A 21,091-nucleotide genomic window follows, 5' to 3' on the forward strand; every position below is an offset into this window, starting at 1 on the left:
GATGCAAATTTTTACTAAGGCAAAAGTTTATGATTTTATGCGGTTTAGATTTGCTTCATTGGCACTTTCTATATTTTTATTTGTTGGTTCGATCTTTTTGCTTGCAACAAAGGGTCTAAACTACGGCATCGACTTCTCTGGTGGTACGCTTATCCAGTTAAAATATGACACCAAAGCGCCACTTGATAAAATTCGCGACGCTTTTGGCACAAATGAAGTGCTTAAAAACGCCTCTGTTACTGAGTTTGGAAGCGAAGATGAGGCTGTTATTAGATTTTCTGGATCAAGCTCAAATTTAACTGGTGACATCGGCACTGAGATAAAGCAAATTTTAAAAGATACTGGAAATTTTGAAGTAAGACGTGTTGATATCGTTGGCCCAAAGGTTGGTGACGAGCTTAGGCAAAAGGGCTTGATGGCTCTTGGAATTTCACTAATTGGCGTGCTTCTTTATATCACATTTAGATTTGAGTGGAGATTTGCGCTAGCTGCGATCGCAACTGAAATTCACGATATAGTCATAACTGTTGGCGCTATTTCGCTATTTGATATTGATGTAAATTTAGACACACTAGCTGCTGTTTTAACGGTGCTTGGCTACTCGTTAAATGATACGATCATCATTTTTGATAGGATCAGAGAAGGCATAAAAGAGAGCAAGAGGACTGATATCGAGGGCGTTATCAACGAGTCAGTTTCAGCCACACTTTCAAGAACCATCCTAACTTCAGCCACTACGATGATGACTGTTGTTGTGCTATTTTTGTTTGGCGGAGATATGATACATGGATTTTCATTTATTCTTATCGTTGGTATAGTTATAGGAACGATCAGCTCGATCTACATCTCATCACCATTTCTTATCTGGTTTAAATTTAGCATCGAGCATTTTAGAGCTAGAGAGGCTGAGAAGCAAAGGATCAAAAAAGAGCGTGATAAAGAGCGTGCCATGTTTGAAAAAGGCGTTGTGTAAGGAGGGATAATGAACTGGGGAAAAGTTATCTACATATTTTTTGCGCTGATGAGTCTTACGACTACGGCGGAGTTTTTATATGATAAAAACGAGATCGCCCTTTTTGTGGCAGCTAGTATAAATTTGGTTTCAACTTTACTTAAGATCGGTGTTAAAAATTTACTATCAGCTGAGCTTTTTGCTAGCTCGCTGGTTGCTGATTTGCACCTTATACCAGCTTTTGTTATTTTGCAAGTATCTGAAAATGCAACGCTTAGCTATTCATTAGCTATTGGAGCGGTTATTGCAAATATCTTTTCACTAGCCTTGGTACTAATAGAATCAAGCAAATCACAAGAAGAATTTTAGGAGAAAAAATGGCTGAGAAGAGAAAATATGAGCCTTTAAAGATAGAAAAAAAGTGGCAGGAAATTTGGGATAAAAATGAAGAATTTGAACCAAAAGACGATCTAAGCTTGCCAAAAAAATATATCCTAAGTATGTTTCCATATCCAAGCGGACGCATACACATGGGGCATGTGAGAAACTACTCTATCGGCGATGCGCTGGCTAGATCATATAGAAAAAGCGGTTTTAACGTGCTTCATCCTATCGGCTTTGATAGCTTTGGTATGCCAGCTGAAAATGCAGCCATAAAACATAAAATTCACCCTAAAATTTGGACTTACGAAAACATCGACTATATGAAAAAGGAGCTTGCAAGCCTTGGCTTTTCGTTTTCTAAAAAGAGAATTTTAGCTACATCTGACCCACTTTACACAAAGTGGGAGCAAAGCTTTTTTATAAAGATGTTTGAAAAAGGGCTTGTTTATAGAAAAAATGCCATCGTAAACTGGTGTGAGTATGATCAAACTGTGCTTGCAAACGAGCAGGTTGAAGACGGAAAATGCTGGAGATGCGGTAATGATGTTGTTCAAAAAGAGCTTCCAGGATATTACTTCAACATCACAAAATACGCTAGCGAGCTGCTTGAAGATCTAAAACTTCTTGAGGGCAAATGGCCAAATCAAGTCATCACAATGCAAGAAAACTGGATCGGCAGAAGCTACGGCTTGGAGTTTAAATTTAGCCTTGATGAGGCTTCAAAAGAGACTTTAGGCGGTAAATTTGATGGCTTTGAGGTATTTACGACAAGACCTGATACGATTTATGGCGTTAGCTACACAGCTCTTGCACCAGAGCATCCTATCGTAAAAGCGCTTCTTGAAAGTGATAAATTTGATGAAAGCAAAAAAGCAAAGATAAAAGCAATACTTAATCAAAGCCCAAGAGAGCGTCAAGCAAGTGATAAAGATGGAGAATTTTTGGGAATTTACGTCGTTCATCCGCTCACAAATGAAAAGATCCCAGTTTGGGTTGCAAATTTCATCCTAGCTGACTATGGCAGTGGCGCTATCATGGCTGTTCCTGCTCATGATCAAAGAGACTTCGAGTTTGCAAGTAAATTTAACCTACCTATAAAACCAGTCGTAAAGCCGCTTGAAGGTGAGAGTGACGGCTCTAAGGCGTATTCAGAATACGGAGTTGCTATAAATTCTGAGCTGATAAATGGTCTTAGTTCAGAGGATGCCAAAAGCTTTATAATAGAGAAATTTGAAAAAGATGGCCTTGGCAAAAGGATCACAAACTACAAACTAAGAGACTGGGGAATTTCTCGCCAAAGATACTGGGGTGCGCCAATACCTGTAGTGCACTGCAAATGCTGCGGCGTAGTGCCTGAAAAAGAGGAAAATTTACCTATCGCACTGCCTGAAGATGTCAAGATCACAGGCGAGGGCAACCCACTTGATAAACATCCAACTTGGAAATTTACAAAGTGTCCAAAATGCGGCCAAGATGCGATCAGAGAGACTGATACGATGGATACATTTGTGGAGAGCAGCTGGTATTTTGCTAGATTTGCAAGCGATGAGAAGAGTTGGGAGCAAAAAGCGCTTGATGAAAAAAGTGTGAATTATTGGATGAACGTAGATCAGTATATCGGCGGTATCGAGCATGCGATCTTGCACCTTTTATACGCTAGATTTTTCCAAAAGGTCTTAAGAGATCTTGGCTATCTAAGAGACGATGAGCCGTTTGAAAATTTACTAACTCAAGGCATGGTCTTAAAAGATGGCAAAAAGATGAGTAAAAGCAAGGGCAACGTCGTAGATCCTGATGATATCATAAATAGATACGGCGCCGATACGGCAAGGCTATTTATCCTTTTTGCTGCTCCTCCTCAAAAAGAGCTTGAGTGGAACGACAGCGCAGTTGAGGGAGCATTTAGGTTTTTAAATAGGCTTTGGGAGAAGGCACAAACTATCAAAAAGATAGACAAGCTGCCTGAGATAGATCACGAAAGTTTAAATAAAGATGAGAAATTTGCAAGGCTAAAAATTTATGAAGCGCTTAAAAAATCAACCGAGGTTTTTGGTGATACATTTGCTTTTAACACTTTAATCGCTGCTTGTATGGAGGCGCTAAACGCTATAAATGCGCAGGATAATGAGAACGTAAATGCTGAGGGCTTTTTCATTATCTTAAATTTACTAGAGCCTATCGTGCCACATATCGCAAATGAGCTTAGCGAAGAACTTTTTGGCAGAAAAAATTTCACAAAGATAGCTGTAAAAGAAGAGGTCTTTGTAAAAGATAGCATCGCTCTTGCAGTTACAGTAAATGGCAAAAAAAGGGCCGAGTTTGAAGTGGCAGCGAGCCAGAGCGAGAGTGAAATTTTAAAACAAGCTAAGCAAAATGTGGCTAAATGGCTTGAAGGAAAAGAAATTTTAAAAGAGATTTATATAAAAGGCAAATTGGTAAATTTTGTCATTAAAGGATAAATTTTGAGATATTTTTTAGCGTTTTTTATTGCGATATTTATATGCGGATGTGGCTATAAACCAGTTTCAAAGATCTCGCAGGATTTGGTTGGAGATAGAGTTTATGTTGATGTTATCATCAGCAAAGAAGAGCCAAAAAATAGTGTCTGGATAAAAGACGCCGTAAAAGAGGGCATGGTCGCAAGACTACATAAATCACTATCAAGCAAAGATAGCGCTGATACTTCGATAATAGTTTCGGTGAAAAGCTTAAATTATGAGGCAATCATCTATGATGAATATGGCTATATCACATCTTATAAAGCTCTTTTGATTTTAAACTATAAAACCAAATTTAAAGATGGTCGTGTCGTAGATATACCTGCTACTGGCGAGTATGATTTTAGTGTGGCAAGACGTCAAAAGAGCGTAAGATACGCAGATAGTGTTATTAGCGATACTCAAAAATATGAAGCCATAAAAGAGGCTTCAAAAGAGGCTTTTGATGAGTACATCGCAAATTTAGCTGTAAAAGGATATAAAAATGGCAGCAATAACCGTTAGTCAAATAGTCAAGGAAGCCTTGAGCGAGATAAAAGATCGCCATTTGATGCTAACGCCAGAAAACTACACCGAAGTTTATAATGAAATTTCTAAAAAATATGGATTTACAACCGAAGAGAGCAAAAAGATAGAAAAATATATCTCAAGGCTCGCTGATGACTACAAGGCGCAAGCTATAAGTCTTCATATAAAAACGGTTGATGAGTTTGTAGCTTTTATGACCGCTAGGCTCTCTCATGGTGCTAAAAATGGCACAGCACAAGTGGTTGATGATAAAAAGTTAAAGTCACTAAATGCCTTTGCAAGAAGAATTCTCCAAGCCATCTCTATGCTTCACAACAAAGATGCAAAAGCTTTAGCAGAGCAAGGCATGCAGCTACTTGCTAGAAGATATGATGAGAAAAATCTTGAAGAGATGTGCCTTAAATGGTTTGACTTTGTAAGCTCTTACGATACTGAATTTTTGGACTTTTTGAAATATTACGGCGTGAGAGACTTTGACGATCTAAAGACTATGAGCGCTGAGCTTGAGAAATTTTTATCTCAAAAAAATGAAAATGCAGAAGAAAACGCTTTAGTTGAGCTTTTAAATTTTGCGCTTGAGCCTTCTATCACAAAGGAGCTTGGCGAAGAGCTTAGCACCATTAGAAGTGTTTTAAAGCAAAATCCACAAAGCCTAAATAGCAAAGAATTTCAAGATAAGATAAAGGGTTTTGTTGATCGCAGGATCGAAGAAGATAGAACCGAGATCATCGAAAAGGTTGGCTCTTTAAACAACATCTTACAAAGCATAGGCGAGAGGATTTCAGATATCGCAGCTAGCTCTCAAAGTAGCTCAGCTAAGGTGCAAAGCATCAAAAATGATCTTAAAAATGTAAATTTAAATGCAAATAGCATCGATCATGTAAAGAGCATGCTTATCGAGATCGCAGGTGCCTTGGAGATCGAGAGTAAGGAGCTTGGTCTTGAGATGAACAGCAAGCAAGCTACCATTTCTGAGCTTCAAAACAGGGTCACAAGCCTAGAAAAAGAGCTTGAAGCTGCTAAGCTTGAGAGCAAAGAGGACTTTTTAACAAAAGTTGCTACAAAGCGCGCTTTGATGAGTGAAATTCAGCGTATCGAAGAGGCTTATAAACGTTACGGCACGGACTATTCGATCTGCTTTGTTGATATTGACTTCTTTAAAAAGATAAATGACACCTACGGACACGAAGCTGGCGACGTGATCCTTTCAGCCGTGGCTCAAGTGCTTAAGAAAAATGCTAGAAAGGTTGATTTTGTCGGTAGATATGGTGGCGAAGAATTTGTCATTTTGCTACCAAGTACGAGCCTAAAAGATGGTGTTAGATTTGGCGATAAGCTAAGAAGTATGATCGAAAATTTCAAATTTATCTATAAAAACGAGCGCATCAAAGTTACCATTAGCTCTGGTGTGGCGACAAGAAGTGCAAATTTAAGTGACACGATGACGCTTGAGGGTGCTGATAAGATGCTCTATCTTTCAAAAGAGGGCGGCAGAAACCAAGTCATGCCAAAGATAATCGAGGAAAAATGAGCCTAGCGAAATTTCTTGATGGCAAGCCACTTTACTACAAAGAGATCGACTATGGTAGGATCATAAGGGCTTATGATACGATCAAAGGCCATCTAAAGCCTTTTAAGATAATCCACATCATCGGCACAAATGGCAAAGGTAGCACGGGCCGCTTTTTAGCGCAAATTTTAAGCCAAAATGGCGCAAAAGTAGGCCACTACACGAGCCCACATATATTTAAATTTAACGAGCGATTTTGGCTAAATGGCGAGGTTGCTAGCGATGAAATTTTAGAGGTAGCTCACGAGCGTTTGCAAGCTCTCTTGAGTGATGAATACAAGATAAAAACGAGCTATTTTGAGTATATGACTCTGCTTTCTGCGGTGCTTTTTGAGGGTTGTGACTACTTTGTCTGCGAGGCTGGCATGGGCGGCGTGCTGGATGCGACAAATGTCTTTGAAAAAGAGCTAAGCATCTTTACTCCGATCGGCTTTGACCACACGGCGATACTGGGAAATAGCATAGAAGAAATTTCACGCACGAAATTTGAAGCCATGGGCAAAAGAGCTATTTTAAATGATGAGATGAACGAGATAAGTGTGGCTATCGCAAAAGAGATCGCAAGCGAAAAAGGCGCAACTCTGAGCTTTCCAAGAGAAATTTTGACCAAAGAGAATTTAAACGAGATCGCAAACTACGCAGATAAATTTAACCTACCAGAGTTTTTACGCTCAAATTTAACTCTAGCCTACGCCGCGGCTAAAATTTTAGATAGCAGCATAGATATCAAAAGGCTTGGCGCTTTATCGCTTCGAGGCAGATGCGAAAAGATCGCTTCAAATTTATACGTGGATGTCGGTCACAACGAGCTTGGTGCAAAGGCTGTGGCTAAGAAATTTAGCCAAGAAGAGTTTAGCGGCAAAAAACTAACACTAGTTTATAACTCGTTTTTAGATAAAGATTTCAAGGCAGTTTTGGCAGCTCTAAAGCCAGCCATTGAGGACGTGCTACTTTATCACTACCACTGCGAGGGCAGGGAGCTTGGCGGAGAGCTTATAAATAAAGCGCTAAACGAGCTTGAAATTTCGCATAGAGAGTTTGAGCCAAGCGATATGAACGATATAAAAGAGGCAAAAAACGGCAAAATTTACCTAGCATTTGGCTCGTTTCACTTGGTCGAAGCCTTTTTAAAAGAGTACTATGCAAGCAAAGGTCTATGAGTATCTTTTAACACACACCCCACAAATTCTCATCTGCGAAGATGACAAAGAGGCGGCACTCTGCGCTGACGCGGCCAGTTTTGCTGGCTTTAGCGCATTTAAACTACCTGATTTTAGAGCTAAAAAGGGCGATGATCTAAGAAGCTTTAACGAAGAGCTTTTTGAAATTTCATCCGTTCTTAGCAAATACTATAAATTTGATGGCAAAAAGATCATCATAAGCCCATTTAGCACGCTTTTAAACCCACTTCCAACGCAAAAAAACTTAGAAAGCTCAACGATCAAGCTAAAAGATAATCTAAATTTAAGCGAATTTGCCGACTTGCTCATACGATTTGGCTACGAGTGCGTCGATATCGTTGAGAGCGTTGGTGAGTTTAGCATACGCGGCGAAGTGATCGACATTTACGGCGTAAATATGGACGATCCTGTTAGAATTTTACTCTTTGGCGATGAGGTGGAGAGCATCAGAAACTACAACACCGCCACGCAAATTAGCAACAAAAATGAGCTAAGCGAAGCTGAGATTGTGCCATTTATCGCAAATTTGAGCAAAGATGAGTTTGAAAAAGTTAGCCAAAAGATCGAGGATATGCAGAGTGACGCCATAGTGAGCGATCTAAATTCGCTTGGATTTTGGGCGATAGATAGCTTTAGCGACTACTTAAAAGATTTTGACTCAAAGCTGGTTAAGAAGATCGATTTTGAAATTTATGACGCGCCTGAGGAGAAATTTAAGGGCATTGAAATTTTGCCTGAGCCAAAGGTCTATAAAGATTTAGAAGTTACTTTAAATTTTGACTTTTTTGAGCTAAACAAGAGCAAAAGTATAACCGTTCTTTCAAGAAATGAGGGGCTTTTTAAGGGTTATGAGCTTGATGGCTTTGCCAACGTAAAGCTTGAAATTTCGCCCCTTGTAGTAAATTTAACCTCAAATGACAAGATCGTAGTATCACTAAATAAATTTGAGAAAAAAAGGCGAGTAAAACGCTCAAGCCTCGTGGTCGATGAGCTAAAAGTAAATGACTATGTCGTGCATGAAGATTATGGTATAGGCAGATTTTTGGGGCTTGAAAAGATCAAGGTTTTGGGCGCGACGAAAGAATTTGTAGTAATTGCCTACCAAAATGACGATAAGCTTCTTTTGCCAGTCGAGCATCTAAATTTGATAGATCGCTACATCGCGCAAAATGGCTCTATGGCGGTGCTTGATCGCTTGGGTAAGGCAAATTTTGCCAAGATAAAAGAGAAGGTTAGAGAAAAACTCTTCGCGATCGCTTCAAAGATCGTGGCGATGGCGGCAAAAAGGGAGCTAATTGCAGGCAAAATTTTACAAAAAGAGGATATCTCTTATCTAAATTTCGTCCAAGACGCTGGCTTTTCATACACAAATGATCAGCAAAAGGCGGTAAATGATATAAAAGATGAGCTAAAAAGCGGCAAGGTGATGGATAGGCTGCTTAGCGGAGATGTTGGCTTTGGCAAGACTGAAGTCGCGATGAATGCCATATTTACCTGCATAAAATCAGGCTTTAGTGCATTTTTCTTTGTGCCAACGACGCTTCTTAGCTCGCAGCACTACAAGACGTTAAGCCAGAGATTTAGCAAATTTGGCATAAAGGTCTTTAGGTTAGACCGCTTCTCAAGCGCCAAAGAAAAATCAAGCTTGCAAAAAGCGCTAAAAGAAAATGAGCCTATAGTTTGCGTGGGTACGCATGCACTTCTTGGTGTAAAGGCTGAAAATTTAGGGCTTATCGTCGTTGATGAAGAGCATAAATTTGGCGTTAAGCAAAAAGAGCAGCTAAAAGAAATTTCTCAGCACTCACACATCCTAAGTATGAGCGCCACGCCGATACCAAGAAGCCTAAATATGGCACTTAGCAAGATAAAAACATATAGCATTTTAGCCACTCCGCCAAGCTCGAGGCTCGATGTGAGAACAAGCGTGAGAGAGTGGGACGAGAAGGTCGTCAAAGAGGCTATCATGCGTGAGCTAAGACGCGGCGGGCAGACCTTTTACATCCATAACCACATCGCAGACATCGAGCAGACAGCAAATGAGCTAAGAAAAATTTTGCCAAAGCTTAGAATTTTGATACTTCACTCAAAGATAAATGCAAAAGTCGCTGAAGATGAGATGATGAAATTTGAGCGGGGTGAGTATGACTTGCTACTTTGCACCAGCATCGTTGAAAGCGGCATCCACTTGCCAAATGCAAACACTATAATCGTAGAAAATGCTAATAAATTTGGCATGGCTGACTTGCATCAGCTGCGCGGTCGCGTGGGTAGAAGCGACAAGCAGGCTTACTGCTACTTTTTGGTGGAAGATAAAAACGCCATTAGCAAAGACGCGCTAAAACGACTTGTTGCACTTGAGGGCAACTCATTTTTGGGCGCTGGCTCGGTGCTGGCCTATCACGACCTTGAGATAAGGGGTGGTGGTAACATCATCGGCGAGGCGCAAAGCGGTCACATCGAGGCTATCGGCTACTCGCTATATCTAAAGATGCTAGAAGATGAGATAAACAAGCTTCTTAATCAAGACTCCGCAAAGCTTGATAAGATCGATCTAAAGCTTAGCGTAAGCGCCTTTTTAAATCAAGAATTTATAAGAGAAGATAGGCTCAGGCTTGAAATTTACAGACGCCTTAGCAAGTGCAAAGAGGTCGCTGAGGTCTATGAGATACAAAGCGAGCTTGAGGATAGATTTGGCAAGATAGATACCTTTACAAAGCAGTTTTTAGACCTTATCATCATCAAAATTTTAGCCCTAAAAGCTGGCATAAAGACTATCTCAAACAGCGAGCAAAATATACTAATAACAAAAAATGACAACGAGAAGATCAGGCTAAAGTCACGTAGCAAGGACGACGACGATGTTTTGGCTGAAATTTTGGTCTATCTAAGAAAGGATAAGAGATGATAGATTGGGGCGTGAAGTACGCAGCGATATATAGAAGTACAAAAGGGATGTTAAAACCAGTTGAGGATATCGATTTTGTCGATATCGACTCACTTTATGGGCTAGAGAAACAAAAAGAAATTTTGCTAAAAAATACTAGAAATTTTATAGCTGGCGACGAGGCAAATCACGTGCTTCTTTGGGGTGAGAGAGGATGTGGCAAGTCAAGCCTTGTGAGGGCGGTGTTTACGCAGTTTTATAAGATGGGACTTCGTATCGTAGAGATCGGTTGCGAGGATCTAAAATATCTTGGCGACATCATCGATGAGATCAGAAAGAGCGAGTTTAAATTTATCATTTTCTGCGATGATCTAAGCTTTGAAAATGGCAGTAATGAGTATAAATTTCTAAAGCCTATTATGGACGGCTCTATCCAAAAGCCGCCTAAAAACGTCCTTTTATACGCCACATCAAACCGCCGCCACCTAATAAGCGAGTTTAAGAGTGAAAATGAAAACTCAGAGCTAATAGATGGAGAAATTCACTACAGCGACGCCACTCAGGAGAAAATTTCTCTCTCAGACCGCTTTGGTCTTTGGGTCAGCTTTTATCAAGGCAACTACGACGAGTATCTAAAAATGGTTGATTTTTATTTTAAAGACTACACTGGCAACAAAGACGAGCTTCACACGCTTGCTAAAAATTTCGCCACTCTTAGGGCTAGCAGAAGTGGCAGGACTGCAAAGCAGTTTTATCTAACATTTAAAGAAAATTTAAAATGAGATCAACTGATCTATTTTTAGCTCTGCTAAATCACAAAAGTAGAAATTTAGACGAGCTAAAATGGCCAGGCGAGGGCACTTTTGAGGTTATTTTGGGTGCTATTTTAGTGCAAAATACCAACTGGAAAAATGTAGAAAAAGCTCTAAATAATCTAAAAAATGCCAGCAAAGATAGCTTGCAAGGCATTTGCACGCTTGAAAACAGCGAGCTTGCCACGCTCATAAAGCCAAGTGGCTTTTACAACACAAAGGCAAAACGGCTAAAGACGCTTTGCCTAGCTATAAAAAATGAATTTGAGAGCTTTGAAAATTTCAAAGAAAACGTAGGCCGCGAGTGGCTTATAAGCGTAAAAGGCGTTGGCGCTGAGACTTGCGACGCGATACTGGCATACGCCTGCGGCAAGCCTTACATGGTCGTTGATGCTTATGCGCTTAGGATAATGGCATATTTTGACTACATTTTTGAGAGCTACGACGAGGCGGCTGAGTGGTTTAGTTCGCTTGATTATGATGAAATTTATAAATTTCTTGATAGCGAGAAATTTGACGAGAGTGAGGTTTTAAAGCTTTATCACGCGCTTATTTTGGAGTTTTGCAAGGAAAATTTTAAAGGTAAAATTTTAAGCCAAAGCGGACAAGAGGTGCTTGATGGCACTAAAAACTAAATTTTTATTTTAAATTTAGCGCAAATTAGGACTTTTTATGTTTTATTTTAAATTCTATGCTAAATTTACAAGAAATTTATTTTAGGAGGATTGATGATCTACGATAACATCGTAAAAACGATCGGTAATACACCTATCGTAAAGGTTAAAACAGGTGCTGATGAGGCTGAAATTTACGTAAAATTAGAGTTTTTTAACCCAGGCGGCTCTGTAAAAGATAGGATCGCGTTTAATATGATCACTAAAATGCTAGCTGATGGCACGCTAAAACATGGCGACACTATCGTTGAGCCAACAAGCGGTAATACAGGTATCGGCGTAGCTATGTGCGGTGCTGCACTTGGCTTTAAAGTGATTCTTTGCATGCCTGAGAGTATGAGTATCGAAAGACGCAAGATCGTTGCAGCTTATGGTGCTCATCTTGAGCTAACTCCTGCAGCTGGCGGTATGAAAGCGGCGATCGCAAAAGCTACTGAGCTAGCTTCTCAGCCAAATCACGTAATGCTAAGCCAGTTTGAAAACAAGTACAATCCACAAGCTCACGAGCTAACAACAGCTGCTGAGATCGTGGCTGATTTTAGCAAGCTTGATGCCTTTGTAGCAGGCGTTGGCACAGGTGGCACGATAAGCGGCGTGGCAAAGGTTCTAAAAGAAAAAGGCTATGACACTAAGATCATCGCAGTAGAGCCTGAGGCATCACCGGTTTTAAGTGGCGGCAATCCAGGACCACATAAAATTCAAGGCATCGGAGCTGGATTTTTACCAAATACAATGGATATGAGCCTAGTTAGCGAAGTAGAAAAAGTAAGCAACGATGACGCACTAAACGCAGCTAGAGCGATCGCAAAGAGCGATGGCTTAATGATAGGCATAAGTGGCGGCGCTTCTTACGTGGCTGCAAAAAGAGTGGCTAAAAGACTTGGCGCTGGCAAAAAAGTGCTTTTCATAGCTCCAGATAACGGCGAGAGATACCTAAGTACAGAGCTTTACGGAGCGTAAAATTATGTGGGAGAGTCTAAAAGAGCTAGTTCAAACTGTCCGTGAAAAAGACCCATCGGTGCATAGTTGTTGCTTTTTGGCGATACTTATAAACACTCCTGGCATCCATGCGGTTTTATTTCACAAAATTTCTCATTTTTTATATGAGAAAAAGTGGTTTTTTCTAGCTAGACTCATCTCGCAAATAGCAAGATTTCTAACAGGCATCGAGATCCACCCGGGCGCTAAGATCGGTAGGAGATTTTTCATAGATCACGGCATGGGCGTGGTTATCGGTGAGACGGCCGAGGTTGGTGATGATGTAATGATGTATCATCAAGTGACACTTGGAGGCACTGGCAAAGAGTGTGGCAAGCGCCATCCGACCATTAAAAATGGCGTGACTATCGCCGCTGGCTCAAAGATACTTGGGGCTATAACGATCGGCGAAAATGCCAAGATCGGCGCAAACTCAGTTGTGCTAAAAAACGTCCCAGCAAACGCAACCGTAGTTGGCATACCAGCAAGGATTGTCAGAGTAAATGGGACAAAATTTGAACCAGAATTTATCATCTAAAAGCAAAATTTGATCTCCCCATGCAGCAAGGAAAGCTAAAATGCAAATTTTTGATACGGCAAATTTACTATCCATTATGTTGCCGGCATTTTTTAGCTTTGCGCTACCTAATAATAATATTTGTCGTGCTAGTAAATTTGATGATGAAATTTATAAAACGAAAACTGCGCCAAAAAACTTATGTGAAATTTAATCAAAGAAATATAGCTGATACATTTAGTGCAAAAGAGATAGCAAAGAAATTTGGCAAAAAATGCAAAAGATGTAAATTTGGCTTTGCTAAATTTGGGCTTTATAAAAAAATGTGACAATGGCTACAATGTAACAGATATTGGCAAATACTATGGCGGCAAGCAAAATTTCTACATGGGCAAAGCAAGTGTTAGGTGGGATGAGAGGCTACTTTGTAATGAAAATTTCATAAACGAGATAGTAAAAATTGGCGCAAAAGTAGCCAGAGAAGAGCAAAAAGAAGATTTTAGAGAGAAATTTAAGGCTGAATACCGAACAAGCGGTGGCCACTACGTAAGAAGCAGGGCCGAGCTAGTCATCGCAAACTGGCTTTTTGCTGAGGGCATAGCCTATGCCTATGAAAAAAGAGTGCCAGTAGAAGAAGATATCTATTGTGATTTTTACATACCAAAAGGCAAGGTCTATGTTGAATTTTGGGGCTTAGAAGATAATGAGGCATATCTAAAAAGAAAAGAGCAAAAGATAGAGCTTTATAAAAAATATGGTCTAAATTTAATAGAGATAGATAATAGCACGATCAGCAACTTAGATGACTATCTGCCAAGAGAGCTTTTAAAATTTGGTGTGAGTTTAAATTTGTAGAAAAAAGGGGCGAGCGCCCCTGTGATTATTTTAAAGTTTGGATGTATTCAGCTACTGCTTTTGCATCTTCATCGCTCATTGGAGTAGCGATAGGTTTCATCATAGCACCAAGACCAAAATTATTTGCTCCTGTTTTGTAGCCTTTTAGAGCTGCTTCGATAGCTGCTGCATCAAGTGATGTTAAAGCTGGAACTTTGTTATTGAAAACTTTTTCAGCTTTAGCGCCATGACAGGCAACGCATTTTTTATAGATAGTAGCGCCATCTGCAGCGAAAGCAGCAGTTGAAAGTAGTGCTGCAACACTTGAAACGATTAGTAGTTTTTTCATTTGTCATCCTTTTTTAAAAACGTGCTGGCATTATAATACAAAAATGTAAATTTGCAAGGGGCGGGTTAAAATATTTTGGCTATAATCACCAAATGATAAAAGAAACAGCCAAAAAAGCACTTTTTTTAGACCGAGACGGTGTCATAAATGAAGACGCTGGATATGTTTGTGAGATCAAAGACTTCAAATTTGTTGATGGCATTTTTGATGCGTTGAGGGAATTTGCTGGGGCTGGCTACAAGCTTTTTGTCGTGACAAATCAATCAGGCATCGGCAGGGGCTACTACACGCAGGAGCAGTTTGACGCTCTAAACAAATTTATGCTAGAAAGCTTTAAAAAAGAGCAAATTTTTATCACCAAAGTCTATTTTTGTCCGCACGCTCCAGAGCAAAAATGCACCTGCAGAAAGCCAAATCCAAAAATGATACTTGATGCTTGCAAAGAGTTTAACATTGACCTTGAAAACTCGCTCATGATAGGCGATAAGCCAAGCGACGTCGAGGCTGGCAAAAGAGCAGGTGTTGGTAGAAATTTCTTGCTTGATGGCGTAAATTTTAAAGATGTAAGAGATGTTTTAAATAAGCTAAAAAAGGAAAAATCACTATGAATTTAAACGGAAAAAAGATAGTTATAACTGGCGGCGCTGGCTTTATCGGCTCAGCTTTGGCGCACTATTTTGATGAAAATTTTAAAGATGCTCACGTGCTTGTCGTGGATAAATTTAGAAACGACGAGACATTTAGCAACGGCAACCTAAAAAGCTTTGGTCATTTTAAAAATTTACTTGGCTTTAAAGGTGAAATTTACGCTGGCGACATTAATGATCTTAGCACGCTTGAGAAGATAAAAAGCTTTCGCCCAGACGTCATCTACCACGAAGCAGCGATCTCAGACACGACCGTAAAAGAGCAAGACGAGCTAATAAAAACAAATGTAAATGCCTTTGTAAATTTGCTTGATATCTGCGAGAGTTTGGGCGCAAAGATGATCTACGCTAGCTCAGGGGCGACTTATGGTAACGCAAAGAGCCCGCAAACAGTTGGCGAGTGCGAAGCGCCAAATAACGTTTACGGCTTTAGCAAACTAAGCATGGATAATATCAATAAAATTTACGCAAAGCGCGGCGTGAGCGTGGTTGGACTGAGGTATTTTAACGTCTTTGGCAAGGGCGAGTTTTTCAAAAATAAAACCGCCTCGATGGTGCTTCAGTTTGGACTTCAAATTTTAGCCGGCAAGACTCCAAGGCTCTTTGAGGGCAGCGACCAGATCAAGCGCGACTTTGTCTATATAAAAGATATCATTGACGCAAATATAAAAGCGCTTGACGCGCCAAGTGGCGTCTATAACGCAGCCACTGGCAAGGCTAGAAGCTTTCAAGATATCGCTGACATCTTGCAGCGTGAGATCGGCGTAAATTTAGGCAACGAATATATCAAAAACCCATTTATCGGCTCATATCAGTTTCACACAGAGGCCGACGTAGCCCCAGCTCGCGAGGCATTTGGCTTTAGTGCGACTTGGAGCTTAGAAGAGGCGATAAAAGACTACTTGCCAGAGATAAAGAGAATTTATAAGGAAGAACTAAATGGCTAAGAGAGTTAAAATTTTAGTCGTCGGCGATCTCATGCTAGATCACTATATCTGGGGTAGCTGCGAGCGCATCTCGCCTGAGGCACCGGTGCAAGTTGTAAAGATAAATAACGAAACCTACACGCTTGGTGGCGCTGGTAACGTGGTGAGAAATTTACTCTCCCTTGGTGCAAATGTGAGCGTGGCTAGCGTCTTAGGAGATGACGAGGCTGGTAAAAAGATAAAAGAGAAGCTTGCTGAGCTAAATGTAAAAGATGAGCTGATCCTTACTGAAAAAGGGCGCGAAAGCTCGATAAAAAGCCGCATTATGGCATCTCATCAGCAAGTTGTCAGGATCGATAAAGAGAGCGTTGTCAAGATAAATTTAGAAGATGAGCTTGTCTTAAAAGTCAAAGAAAACCTTGCAAATTTTAAGGCCGTCTTGCTAAGTGACTACGGCAAAGGCGTGCTTAGCGAAAAAGTCTGCCAAGAGACCATAAATGAGTGCGTGAGGCTAAATATCCCAGTGCTCATAGACCCAAAAGGCAGTGACTACTCAAAATACAAAAACGCGACCCTGCTCACGCCAAATAAAAAAGAGGCGAGCGAGGCTACAAATTTAAAGATAAAAGACAAGGCCGAGCTTGAAAAGGCGATAAAACAGCTAAAAGACGAGCTAAATTTGACCTATTCGATCATCACGATCTCAGAAGAGGGCATCGCGCTATATGATGACAGGCTACACATCTTTGCTGCCAAGGCAAAAGAGGTCTTCGACGTCACTGGCGCTGGAGATACGGTGCTTGCTACACTTGGCTACATGCTAGCAACTGGAGCTGACATAAAAGAGGCAATAAAGATAGCAAACCTAGCAGCAGCCGTTGTCGTGGCAAAGATCGGCAGCGCAACGGCTAGCTTTAGCGAGATCGAGCAGCTGCTAAATAGCTCGTTTGGGGCAAATTTTGAGCATAAACTTAAAAGTGTTGAGGAGCTAGAGGAAATTTTGAGCCAAAAGGGCAAGAAAAAGGTCGTTTTCACAAATGGCTGCTTTGATATCTTGCACGCTGGGCACGTAAAATACCTAGCCCGAGCAAGGGAGCTTGGCGATCTTTTGGTTGTCGGGCTAAACTCGGACGCTTCAGTTAAGAGACTAAAAGGCGATGAGCGTCCTATAAATTCGCAAGATGATAGAGCCTGCGTACTAAGTGGGCTTGGATTTGTTGATTATGTCGTGATTTTTGATGAGGATACGCCTTTAAATTTGATCACCAAAATAAAGCCAGACGTGCTTGTAAAGGGGGCTGATTATAAGGGCAAAGAGGTCGTTGGCAGCGAGATCGTAAAAGAGGTCAGGCTGATCGACTTTGTCGAGGGCAAAAGCACAACAGGTATAATAAAAAGGATAAAAGATGCTAAAAACGATGATAAAAAATGAGCTCGAAGCTCACCAAAAGACATTTATCGAGCATGTAAATTTGCTGGGTAGCCTAGAGCGTGCTTGCCAGATGGTAGCTGATACGCTAAAAAACGGCAAAAAGGTGCTAATATGTGGCAACGGCGGCTCTGCGGCGGACGCACAGCATTTTGCAGCCGAGCTAACTGGCAGATATAAAAGCGAGCGTCAAGCACTACCAGGCATCGCGCTAACTACCGATACTTCAGCGCTTACGGCCATTGGCAACGACTACGGCTTTGACTACGTCTTTTCACGCCAGTTTGAGGCTTTGGCGCAGGAGGGCGACTTGCTCGTGGCGATCTCGACAAGTGGCAATAGTAAAAACGTCCTTGAAGCGATAAAAAGTGCTAAAAAAATGGGCGTTGCAGTGCTCGGACTTAGCGGTAAAGGCGGTGGCGCGATGAATGAAGGATGTGATCTAAATTTAGTCGTTAGTTCAAGCGATACTGCAAGGATCCAAGAGTCACACATCTTTTTCATACACACGATCTGTCAGGCCGTAGATGAGGCTTTTAGGAGCTAAAATGCAAGAAGCGATGGATAAATTTTTAAATGAGCCTAACGAGCAAAATGAGATAAATTTGATATCGGCTTTAAAAAAGGCCACATTTTTTGCTCCGGTGCTTTTAAACCAAGCACTTGCAAAGCCTGATGGCGGCGTTGTTTATGAAGAAGAGGGCTCAAATATCAAATTTATCCTCCTTGAAGATGAGAGCGAAAAGCTTAGCTATTTTCCGGCATTTACTAGCAAAGAGGCGATGAAACTTTGGCGAAACGACAGCGAGCAAGAGAGTATAGAGATAGGGCTAAAAGAGTATCTAGCGATGCTAAAAGAGAGTAGTTATGCTGGTGTCGTTGTGGATGCTTTTAGCTATGACTTTGTGCTAAAAAGAGAGCTGATAGAAAAAATCCTCGCCTAGTGCGTAATAAAATTTATAAAATTTTACGTATTATTTTATGCAAATGGCTTTGATGAGGTAAATTTAAACTGCTGGCTTGTTTAAAATTTATGGGCTAGCTTTTTTGCTGTGATCGGCGCTGGTTTATAAATTTGACTTGTTGGACGCGTTTATTAAATTTGATATTGTAGATGGGCTAAATTTAATAAGCAACAAATTTCACTATCTCGTATATCAAATTTAAGCTTTTATAATTTTGTTTAATGGCTTGTAGGCGATGTGACCAAATTTGCAGCTTTAGTGCCATATTTTGCTAAGGCTAGAGCTATAAATTTGACTTTAAATTTCTAGTTTTTGCCACTCCAAATTTAACTTTAAAAGCAGCTACGACAAAGCAAAAAGAGCTGGAGTAAATTTGCTGATAAAATTTCAAATTTGCACACTTGTCGCCTTAGTGTTAATACCGTAAGGGTAAAATTTAGCACTAGAAATTTTAAATTTGCTCTTTTGTGGATTAAATTTATAGCCTTTATACTCTAAAATTAAATGCAAAAGCAGTTTATCTCAGAGATAAAATAACTAAAATCAAATTCACGGTTTTTACTCTAATTATTAATGTTTGTGGGCGCTTTAGCTTAAGAGTTAGAGCAAAATTTAGTTTTAAATTAGCCTTTAGTAGATCAAATTTATAGCCTAAAACGCTCTATCTACTAAAAAATTTAGAAAGGTTTTCTAATTGAACGCCATTTGCAAATAAATAGCCTCTATTTATCGCTGGTAGCTTTAAAATTCTAGCCTTTTCTTTAAATATTTTTGGCATTACGGCTTTGCAAAATGGCGTTACTAGGATGTATCCATTAGCGTAGCCAACGGCGATCTTGCCACTTAGCACCACGCTTGTTTGCTTTGCTAAATTTGCGCTTAGTTCATCTTTTTGAGCCTTGCTTAAGAGCACATTTAGCTCTTTTGCCGCCATATCGATGCCTCGAACCACGTTACTATCATTTTTTATAATGAAAATTTCATCATCTATCTTTGTGATATTTGGCAGCAAAATTTGCCTATCAGCCTCCAAAAACTCAAAGCTTCTTTTCACGCCGCTAAAATACTCGTCCAAAAATGGCTCGCTAAAATTTAGCCTAACAAAGCTTCTTTTAAGCTTGCCATCTAAATTTGTCTCATCGACAAAATAGCGCAAACCTCGCTCGTCAAGGTAGTTTTGAAGCTCTTTTTTGCGTAAATTTAAAAGCGGCCTAACTAACCAAAAGTGCTCTCTCCTCTCAAGCTCGCTCATGCCAAAGAGCTCTTTTAGCCCAGCGCCCTTGCCAAGCTGCATCAAAAACCACTCAAATTTATCGTCAAATTGATGCGCTAGGATCAAATTTTCATAGCCATATTTTTGGCAAATTTCACCAAAAAACTCATACCTCGCCTCACGCGCTTTTTTTTCAAAATTTGACTTACCTAAATTTACGCTTTTTATGTAGATTTTTTTGCCAAATTTGCTGGCAAGCTCTTTGGCGCTCTCAACTTCAAATTTACTCTGCTCTCTAACGTTGTGATCGACTATGGCTAGATCAAATTTGACCCCAGCTTCTTCTAAAATGTAAAAAAGTGCAGTGCTATCGATGCCGTGCGAGAAGGCAAGCAGGTTTGCGCCCAAGCTTAGCCTATCAAGCACATTTTGGCTTATCATTTTGCTTTTTTGACGATGGTAGCGACTAGTTTTTGATCAACCACATCGCCAACCTCGCAAAGGTAGAGTGAGCCGATCTCAAGCTCTTTTACGTCGCTTTCGTTTATCAAAATTTCGCCGTCTATATCTTTGTCCCAGATATCTTTTTTGGCAGCGTAAAACATCTCGCCCTCGCTGCTAATGCCCTCAAGTGATGCGTAAATTTGCTTGCCAAGCTCTTTTTGCAAGCTCTCATTTATCGCTTTTTTGGTGATCTTTTCTATCTTGCTTAGCCTTTTTGAGATAATCTTGGCTGGGATTTGCTCCATTTCAAAAGAGGCTGTGTCTTCTTCTTTTGAGTAGGCAAAGGCTGAAATTCTATCAAATTTAAACTCTTCTAAAAACTCGCAAAGCTCCTCAAAATCCTCCTCGCTCTCGCCTGGGTGTCCCACGATGACTCCAGTTCGCAAGAATGAATTTTTGGCATTTCTCATCAAATTTAAAAGCTCTTTTATCTTTTTAGCGCCACTTCCACGCTTCATTATCTTTAGCATATTTTCGCTGATGTGCTGGATCGGCATGTCAAAGTAGTTGTGAAAGATGGGCGAGGCGATGATACGCTCTATTAGTTCTTTGCTGGTCGTGCTTGGATAAAGATAAAGTATCCTAGCACTCCTTACGCCTTTTATCTTTTCTATCTCGTCTATTAAATTTATTAGCCCGTCGCTAACGCCGTGATCGCGCATATATGAGCTTGAGTCTTGTGATAAAAAGCTAAAGTCGTAGTAGCCTTTTTTGACTAGATTTTTGACCTCATTTACGATATTTTCAAGCGAGCGTGATTTTAGCTTGCCCTTAAATGTCGGTATCGCGCAAAAGCTGCATTTTTGGTTACAGCCCTCTGAAATTTTGATGTAGGCGTGGTAGTTTGAGCCAGTTATCACACGCTCTTCGTTTGCTTGCAGATAAGTTTCTGGACTAAATAAATTTTGCTTTTTTAAGATGATCTCGTCGATCTTGTCGTAGTCCGCCACGCCGGTAAAGAGATCGACCTCTGGCAGTTCTTTTATGAGCTCATCTTTGTAACGCTGCATAAGACAGCCAGTCACTACCAGCAAAGAGCCATTTTTACGAGCTTCGTGCATCTCAAGTATGGTTTGGATGCTCTCTTCTTTGGCGGATTTGATAAAGCCGCAAGTATTTACGATAATGACGTCTGCGTCCGTGATATCGTCCGTGATATCGTAGTTTTGCAAGCGTCCAAGCATGATCTCAGAATCAACTAAATTTTTATTACAACCAAGCGAGATTAGATGAAGTTTTGGCATTT

Annotated in this window: 21 protein-coding genes; 18 read left to right on the top strand and 3 right to left on the bottom strand. The window is 40.4% G+C overall.

Features of this window, described 5'->3' with window-relative positions:
- The first annotated feature begins 1 nt into the window (after position 1).
- The 13 genes from secF (at position 2) to F3G98_RS03255 (ending at position 13,833) form a co-directional block, all read left to right on the top strand.
- On the top strand, positions 2–973 hold the full coding sequence (gene secF, locus F3G98_RS03200) for a protein translocase subunit SecF (RefSeq protein ID WP_021092267.1): 972 nt from the start codon (positions 2–4) through the stop codon (positions 971–973).
- Between the two features lie 9 nt (positions 974–982).
- A complete protein-coding gene (locus F3G98_RS03205; RefSeq protein WP_002942000.1) occupies positions 983–1,321 on the top strand; it encodes a DUF6394 family protein in 339 nt (112 codons plus the stop codon).
- Between the two features lie 8 nt (positions 1,322–1,329).
- Positions 1,330–3,795, top strand: a complete 2,466-nt coding sequence (gene leuS, locus F3G98_RS03210; protein WP_149725735.1) for a leucine--tRNA ligase — start codon at positions 1,330–1,332, stop codon at positions 3,793–3,795.
- Between the two features lie 3 nt (positions 3,796–3,798).
- Positions 3,799–4,338 (top strand): LPS assembly lipoprotein LptE, encoded by a 540-nt coding sequence (locus F3G98_RS03215; protein WP_103607671.1) that lies wholly within the window; start codon positions 3,799–3,801, stop codon positions 4,336–4,338.
- Entirely contained in the window at positions 4,319–5,893 is a 1,575-nt protein-coding gene (locus F3G98_RS03220; protein WP_149725736.1) for a GGDEF domain-containing protein, read from the top strand. The genes F3G98_RS03215 and F3G98_RS03220 overlap by 20 nt, the downstream gene beginning before the upstream one ends.
- The gene (locus F3G98_RS03225; RefSeq protein WP_149725737.1) at positions 5,890–7,092 is read left to right on the top strand and encodes a Mur ligase family protein; all 1,203 of its coding nucleotides are present in this window, start codon (positions 5,890–5,892) and stop codon (positions 7,090–7,092) included. The genes F3G98_RS03220 and F3G98_RS03225 overlap by 4 nt, the downstream gene beginning before the upstream one ends.
- The gene (mfd, locus tag F3G98_RS03230) at positions 7,073–10,018 is read left to right on the top strand and encodes a transcription-repair coupling factor (RefSeq protein ID WP_149725738.1); all 2,946 of its coding nucleotides are present in this window, start codon (positions 7,073–7,075) and stop codon (positions 10,016–10,018) included. The genes F3G98_RS03225 and mfd overlap by 20 nt, the downstream gene beginning before the upstream one ends.
- Positions 10,015–10,779 carry an ATP-binding protein gene (locus tag F3G98_RS03235; RefSeq protein WP_149725739.1) on the top strand — a complete coding sequence of 255 codons (765 nt, stop codon included), beginning with the start codon at positions 10,015–10,017 and terminating at the stop codon, positions 10,777–10,779. Before mfd ends, F3G98_RS03235 begins: the two co-directional genes overlap by 4 nt.
- The gene (locus F3G98_RS03240; RefSeq protein WP_103607676.1) at positions 10,776–11,444 is read left to right on the top strand and encodes an endonuclease III domain-containing protein; all 669 of its coding nucleotides are present in this window, start codon (positions 10,776–10,778) and stop codon (positions 11,442–11,444) included. Before F3G98_RS03235 ends, F3G98_RS03240 begins: the two co-directional genes overlap by 4 nt.
- A gap of 93 nt (positions 11,445–11,537) precedes the next feature.
- Positions 11,538–12,443, top strand: a complete 906-nt coding sequence (gene cysK / locus F3G98_RS03245; RefSeq protein ID WP_012139961.1) for a cysteine synthase A — start codon at positions 11,538–11,540, stop codon at positions 12,441–12,443.
- Positions 12,444–12,447: 4 nt separating this feature from the next.
- Entirely contained in the window at positions 12,448–12,999 is a 552-nt protein-coding gene (gene epsC, locus F3G98_RS03250; RefSeq protein WP_021084481.1) for a serine O-acetyltransferase EpsC, read from the top strand.
- Between the two features lie 40 nt (positions 13,000–13,039).
- Positions 13,040–13,192, top strand: coding sequence for a hypothetical protein (locus F3G98_RS10345; protein WP_188116965.1), 153 nt, complete (start codon positions 13,040–13,042; stop codon positions 13,190–13,192).
- Positions 13,193–13,242: 50 nt separating this feature from the next.
- Positions 13,243–13,833 (top strand): hypothetical protein, encoded by a 591-nt coding sequence (locus tag F3G98_RS03255; protein ID WP_103607677.1) that lies wholly within the window; start codon positions 13,243–13,245, stop codon positions 13,831–13,833.
- A 25-nt stretch (positions 13,834–13,858) separates the two neighbouring features.
- Here the strand turns inward: F3G98_RS03255 and F3G98_RS03260 are convergent, their stop codons facing one another.
- On the bottom strand, positions 13,859–14,161 hold the full coding sequence (locus F3G98_RS03260) for a c-type cytochrome (protein WP_103607678.1): 303 nt from the start codon (positions 14,159–14,161) through the stop codon (positions 13,859–13,861).
- Between the two features lie 92 nt (positions 14,162–14,253).
- Between F3G98_RS03260 and gmhB the strand changes: the two genes are divergently transcribed.
- From gmhB to F3G98_RS03285, 5 genes are read left to right on the top strand one after another with little or no spacing between them, the layout of a single operon-like run.
- The gene (gene gmhB, locus F3G98_RS03265) at positions 14,254–14,769 is read left to right on the top strand and encodes a D-glycero-beta-D-manno-heptose 1,7-bisphosphate 7-phosphatase (RefSeq protein WP_149725740.1); all 516 of its coding nucleotides are present in this window, start codon (positions 14,254–14,256) and stop codon (positions 14,767–14,769) included.
- Positions 14,766–15,755 carry an ADP-glyceromanno-heptose 6-epimerase gene (gene rfaD, locus F3G98_RS03270; protein ID WP_103607680.1) on the top strand — a complete coding sequence of 330 codons (990 nt, stop codon included), beginning with the start codon at positions 14,766–14,768 and terminating at the stop codon, positions 15,753–15,755. The genes gmhB and rfaD overlap by 4 nt, the downstream gene beginning before the upstream one ends.
- Positions 15,748–17,166 carry a D-glycero-beta-D-manno-heptose-7-phosphate kinase gene (rfaE1, locus tag F3G98_RS03275; protein ID WP_103607681.1) on the top strand — a complete coding sequence of 473 codons (1,419 nt, stop codon included), beginning with the start codon at positions 15,748–15,750 and terminating at the stop codon, positions 17,164–17,166. Before rfaD ends, rfaE1 begins: the two co-directional genes overlap by 8 nt.
- Positions 17,141–17,710, top strand: coding sequence for a D-sedoheptulose 7-phosphate isomerase (gmhA, locus tag F3G98_RS03280; protein WP_103607682.1), 570 nt, complete (start codon positions 17,141–17,143; stop codon positions 17,708–17,710). Before rfaE1 ends, gmhA begins: the two co-directional genes overlap by 26 nt.
- Position 17,711: 1 nt before the next feature.
- On the top strand, positions 17,712–18,107 hold the full coding sequence (locus F3G98_RS03285; RefSeq protein ID WP_103607683.1) for an SseB family protein: 396 nt from the start codon (positions 17,712–17,714) through the stop codon (positions 18,105–18,107).
- Positions 18,108–18,789: 682 nt separating this feature from the next.
- On the opposite strand, the gene tilS is transcribed toward F3G98_RS03285, so the two are convergent.
- Both tilS and rimO read right to left on the bottom strand, forming a co-directional pair.
- A complete protein-coding gene (gene tilS, locus F3G98_RS03290; protein WP_148823721.1) occupies positions 18,790–19,782 on the bottom strand; it encodes a tRNA lysidine(34) synthetase TilS in 993 nt (330 codons plus the stop codon).
- Positions 19,779–21,089, bottom strand: coding sequence for a 30S ribosomal protein S12 methylthiotransferase RimO (rimO, locus tag F3G98_RS03295; RefSeq protein ID WP_103607685.1), 1,311 nt, complete (start codon positions 21,087–21,089; stop codon positions 19,779–19,781). The genes tilS and rimO overlap by 4 nt, the downstream gene beginning before the upstream one ends.
- Positions 21,090–21,091: the final 2 nt, after the last annotated feature.

The sequence above is a fragment of the Campylobacter concisus genome (genome assembly GCF_902460895.1).
GTDB lineage: Bacteria > Campylobacterota > Campylobacteria > Campylobacterales > Campylobacteraceae > Campylobacter_A > Campylobacter_A concisus_BC.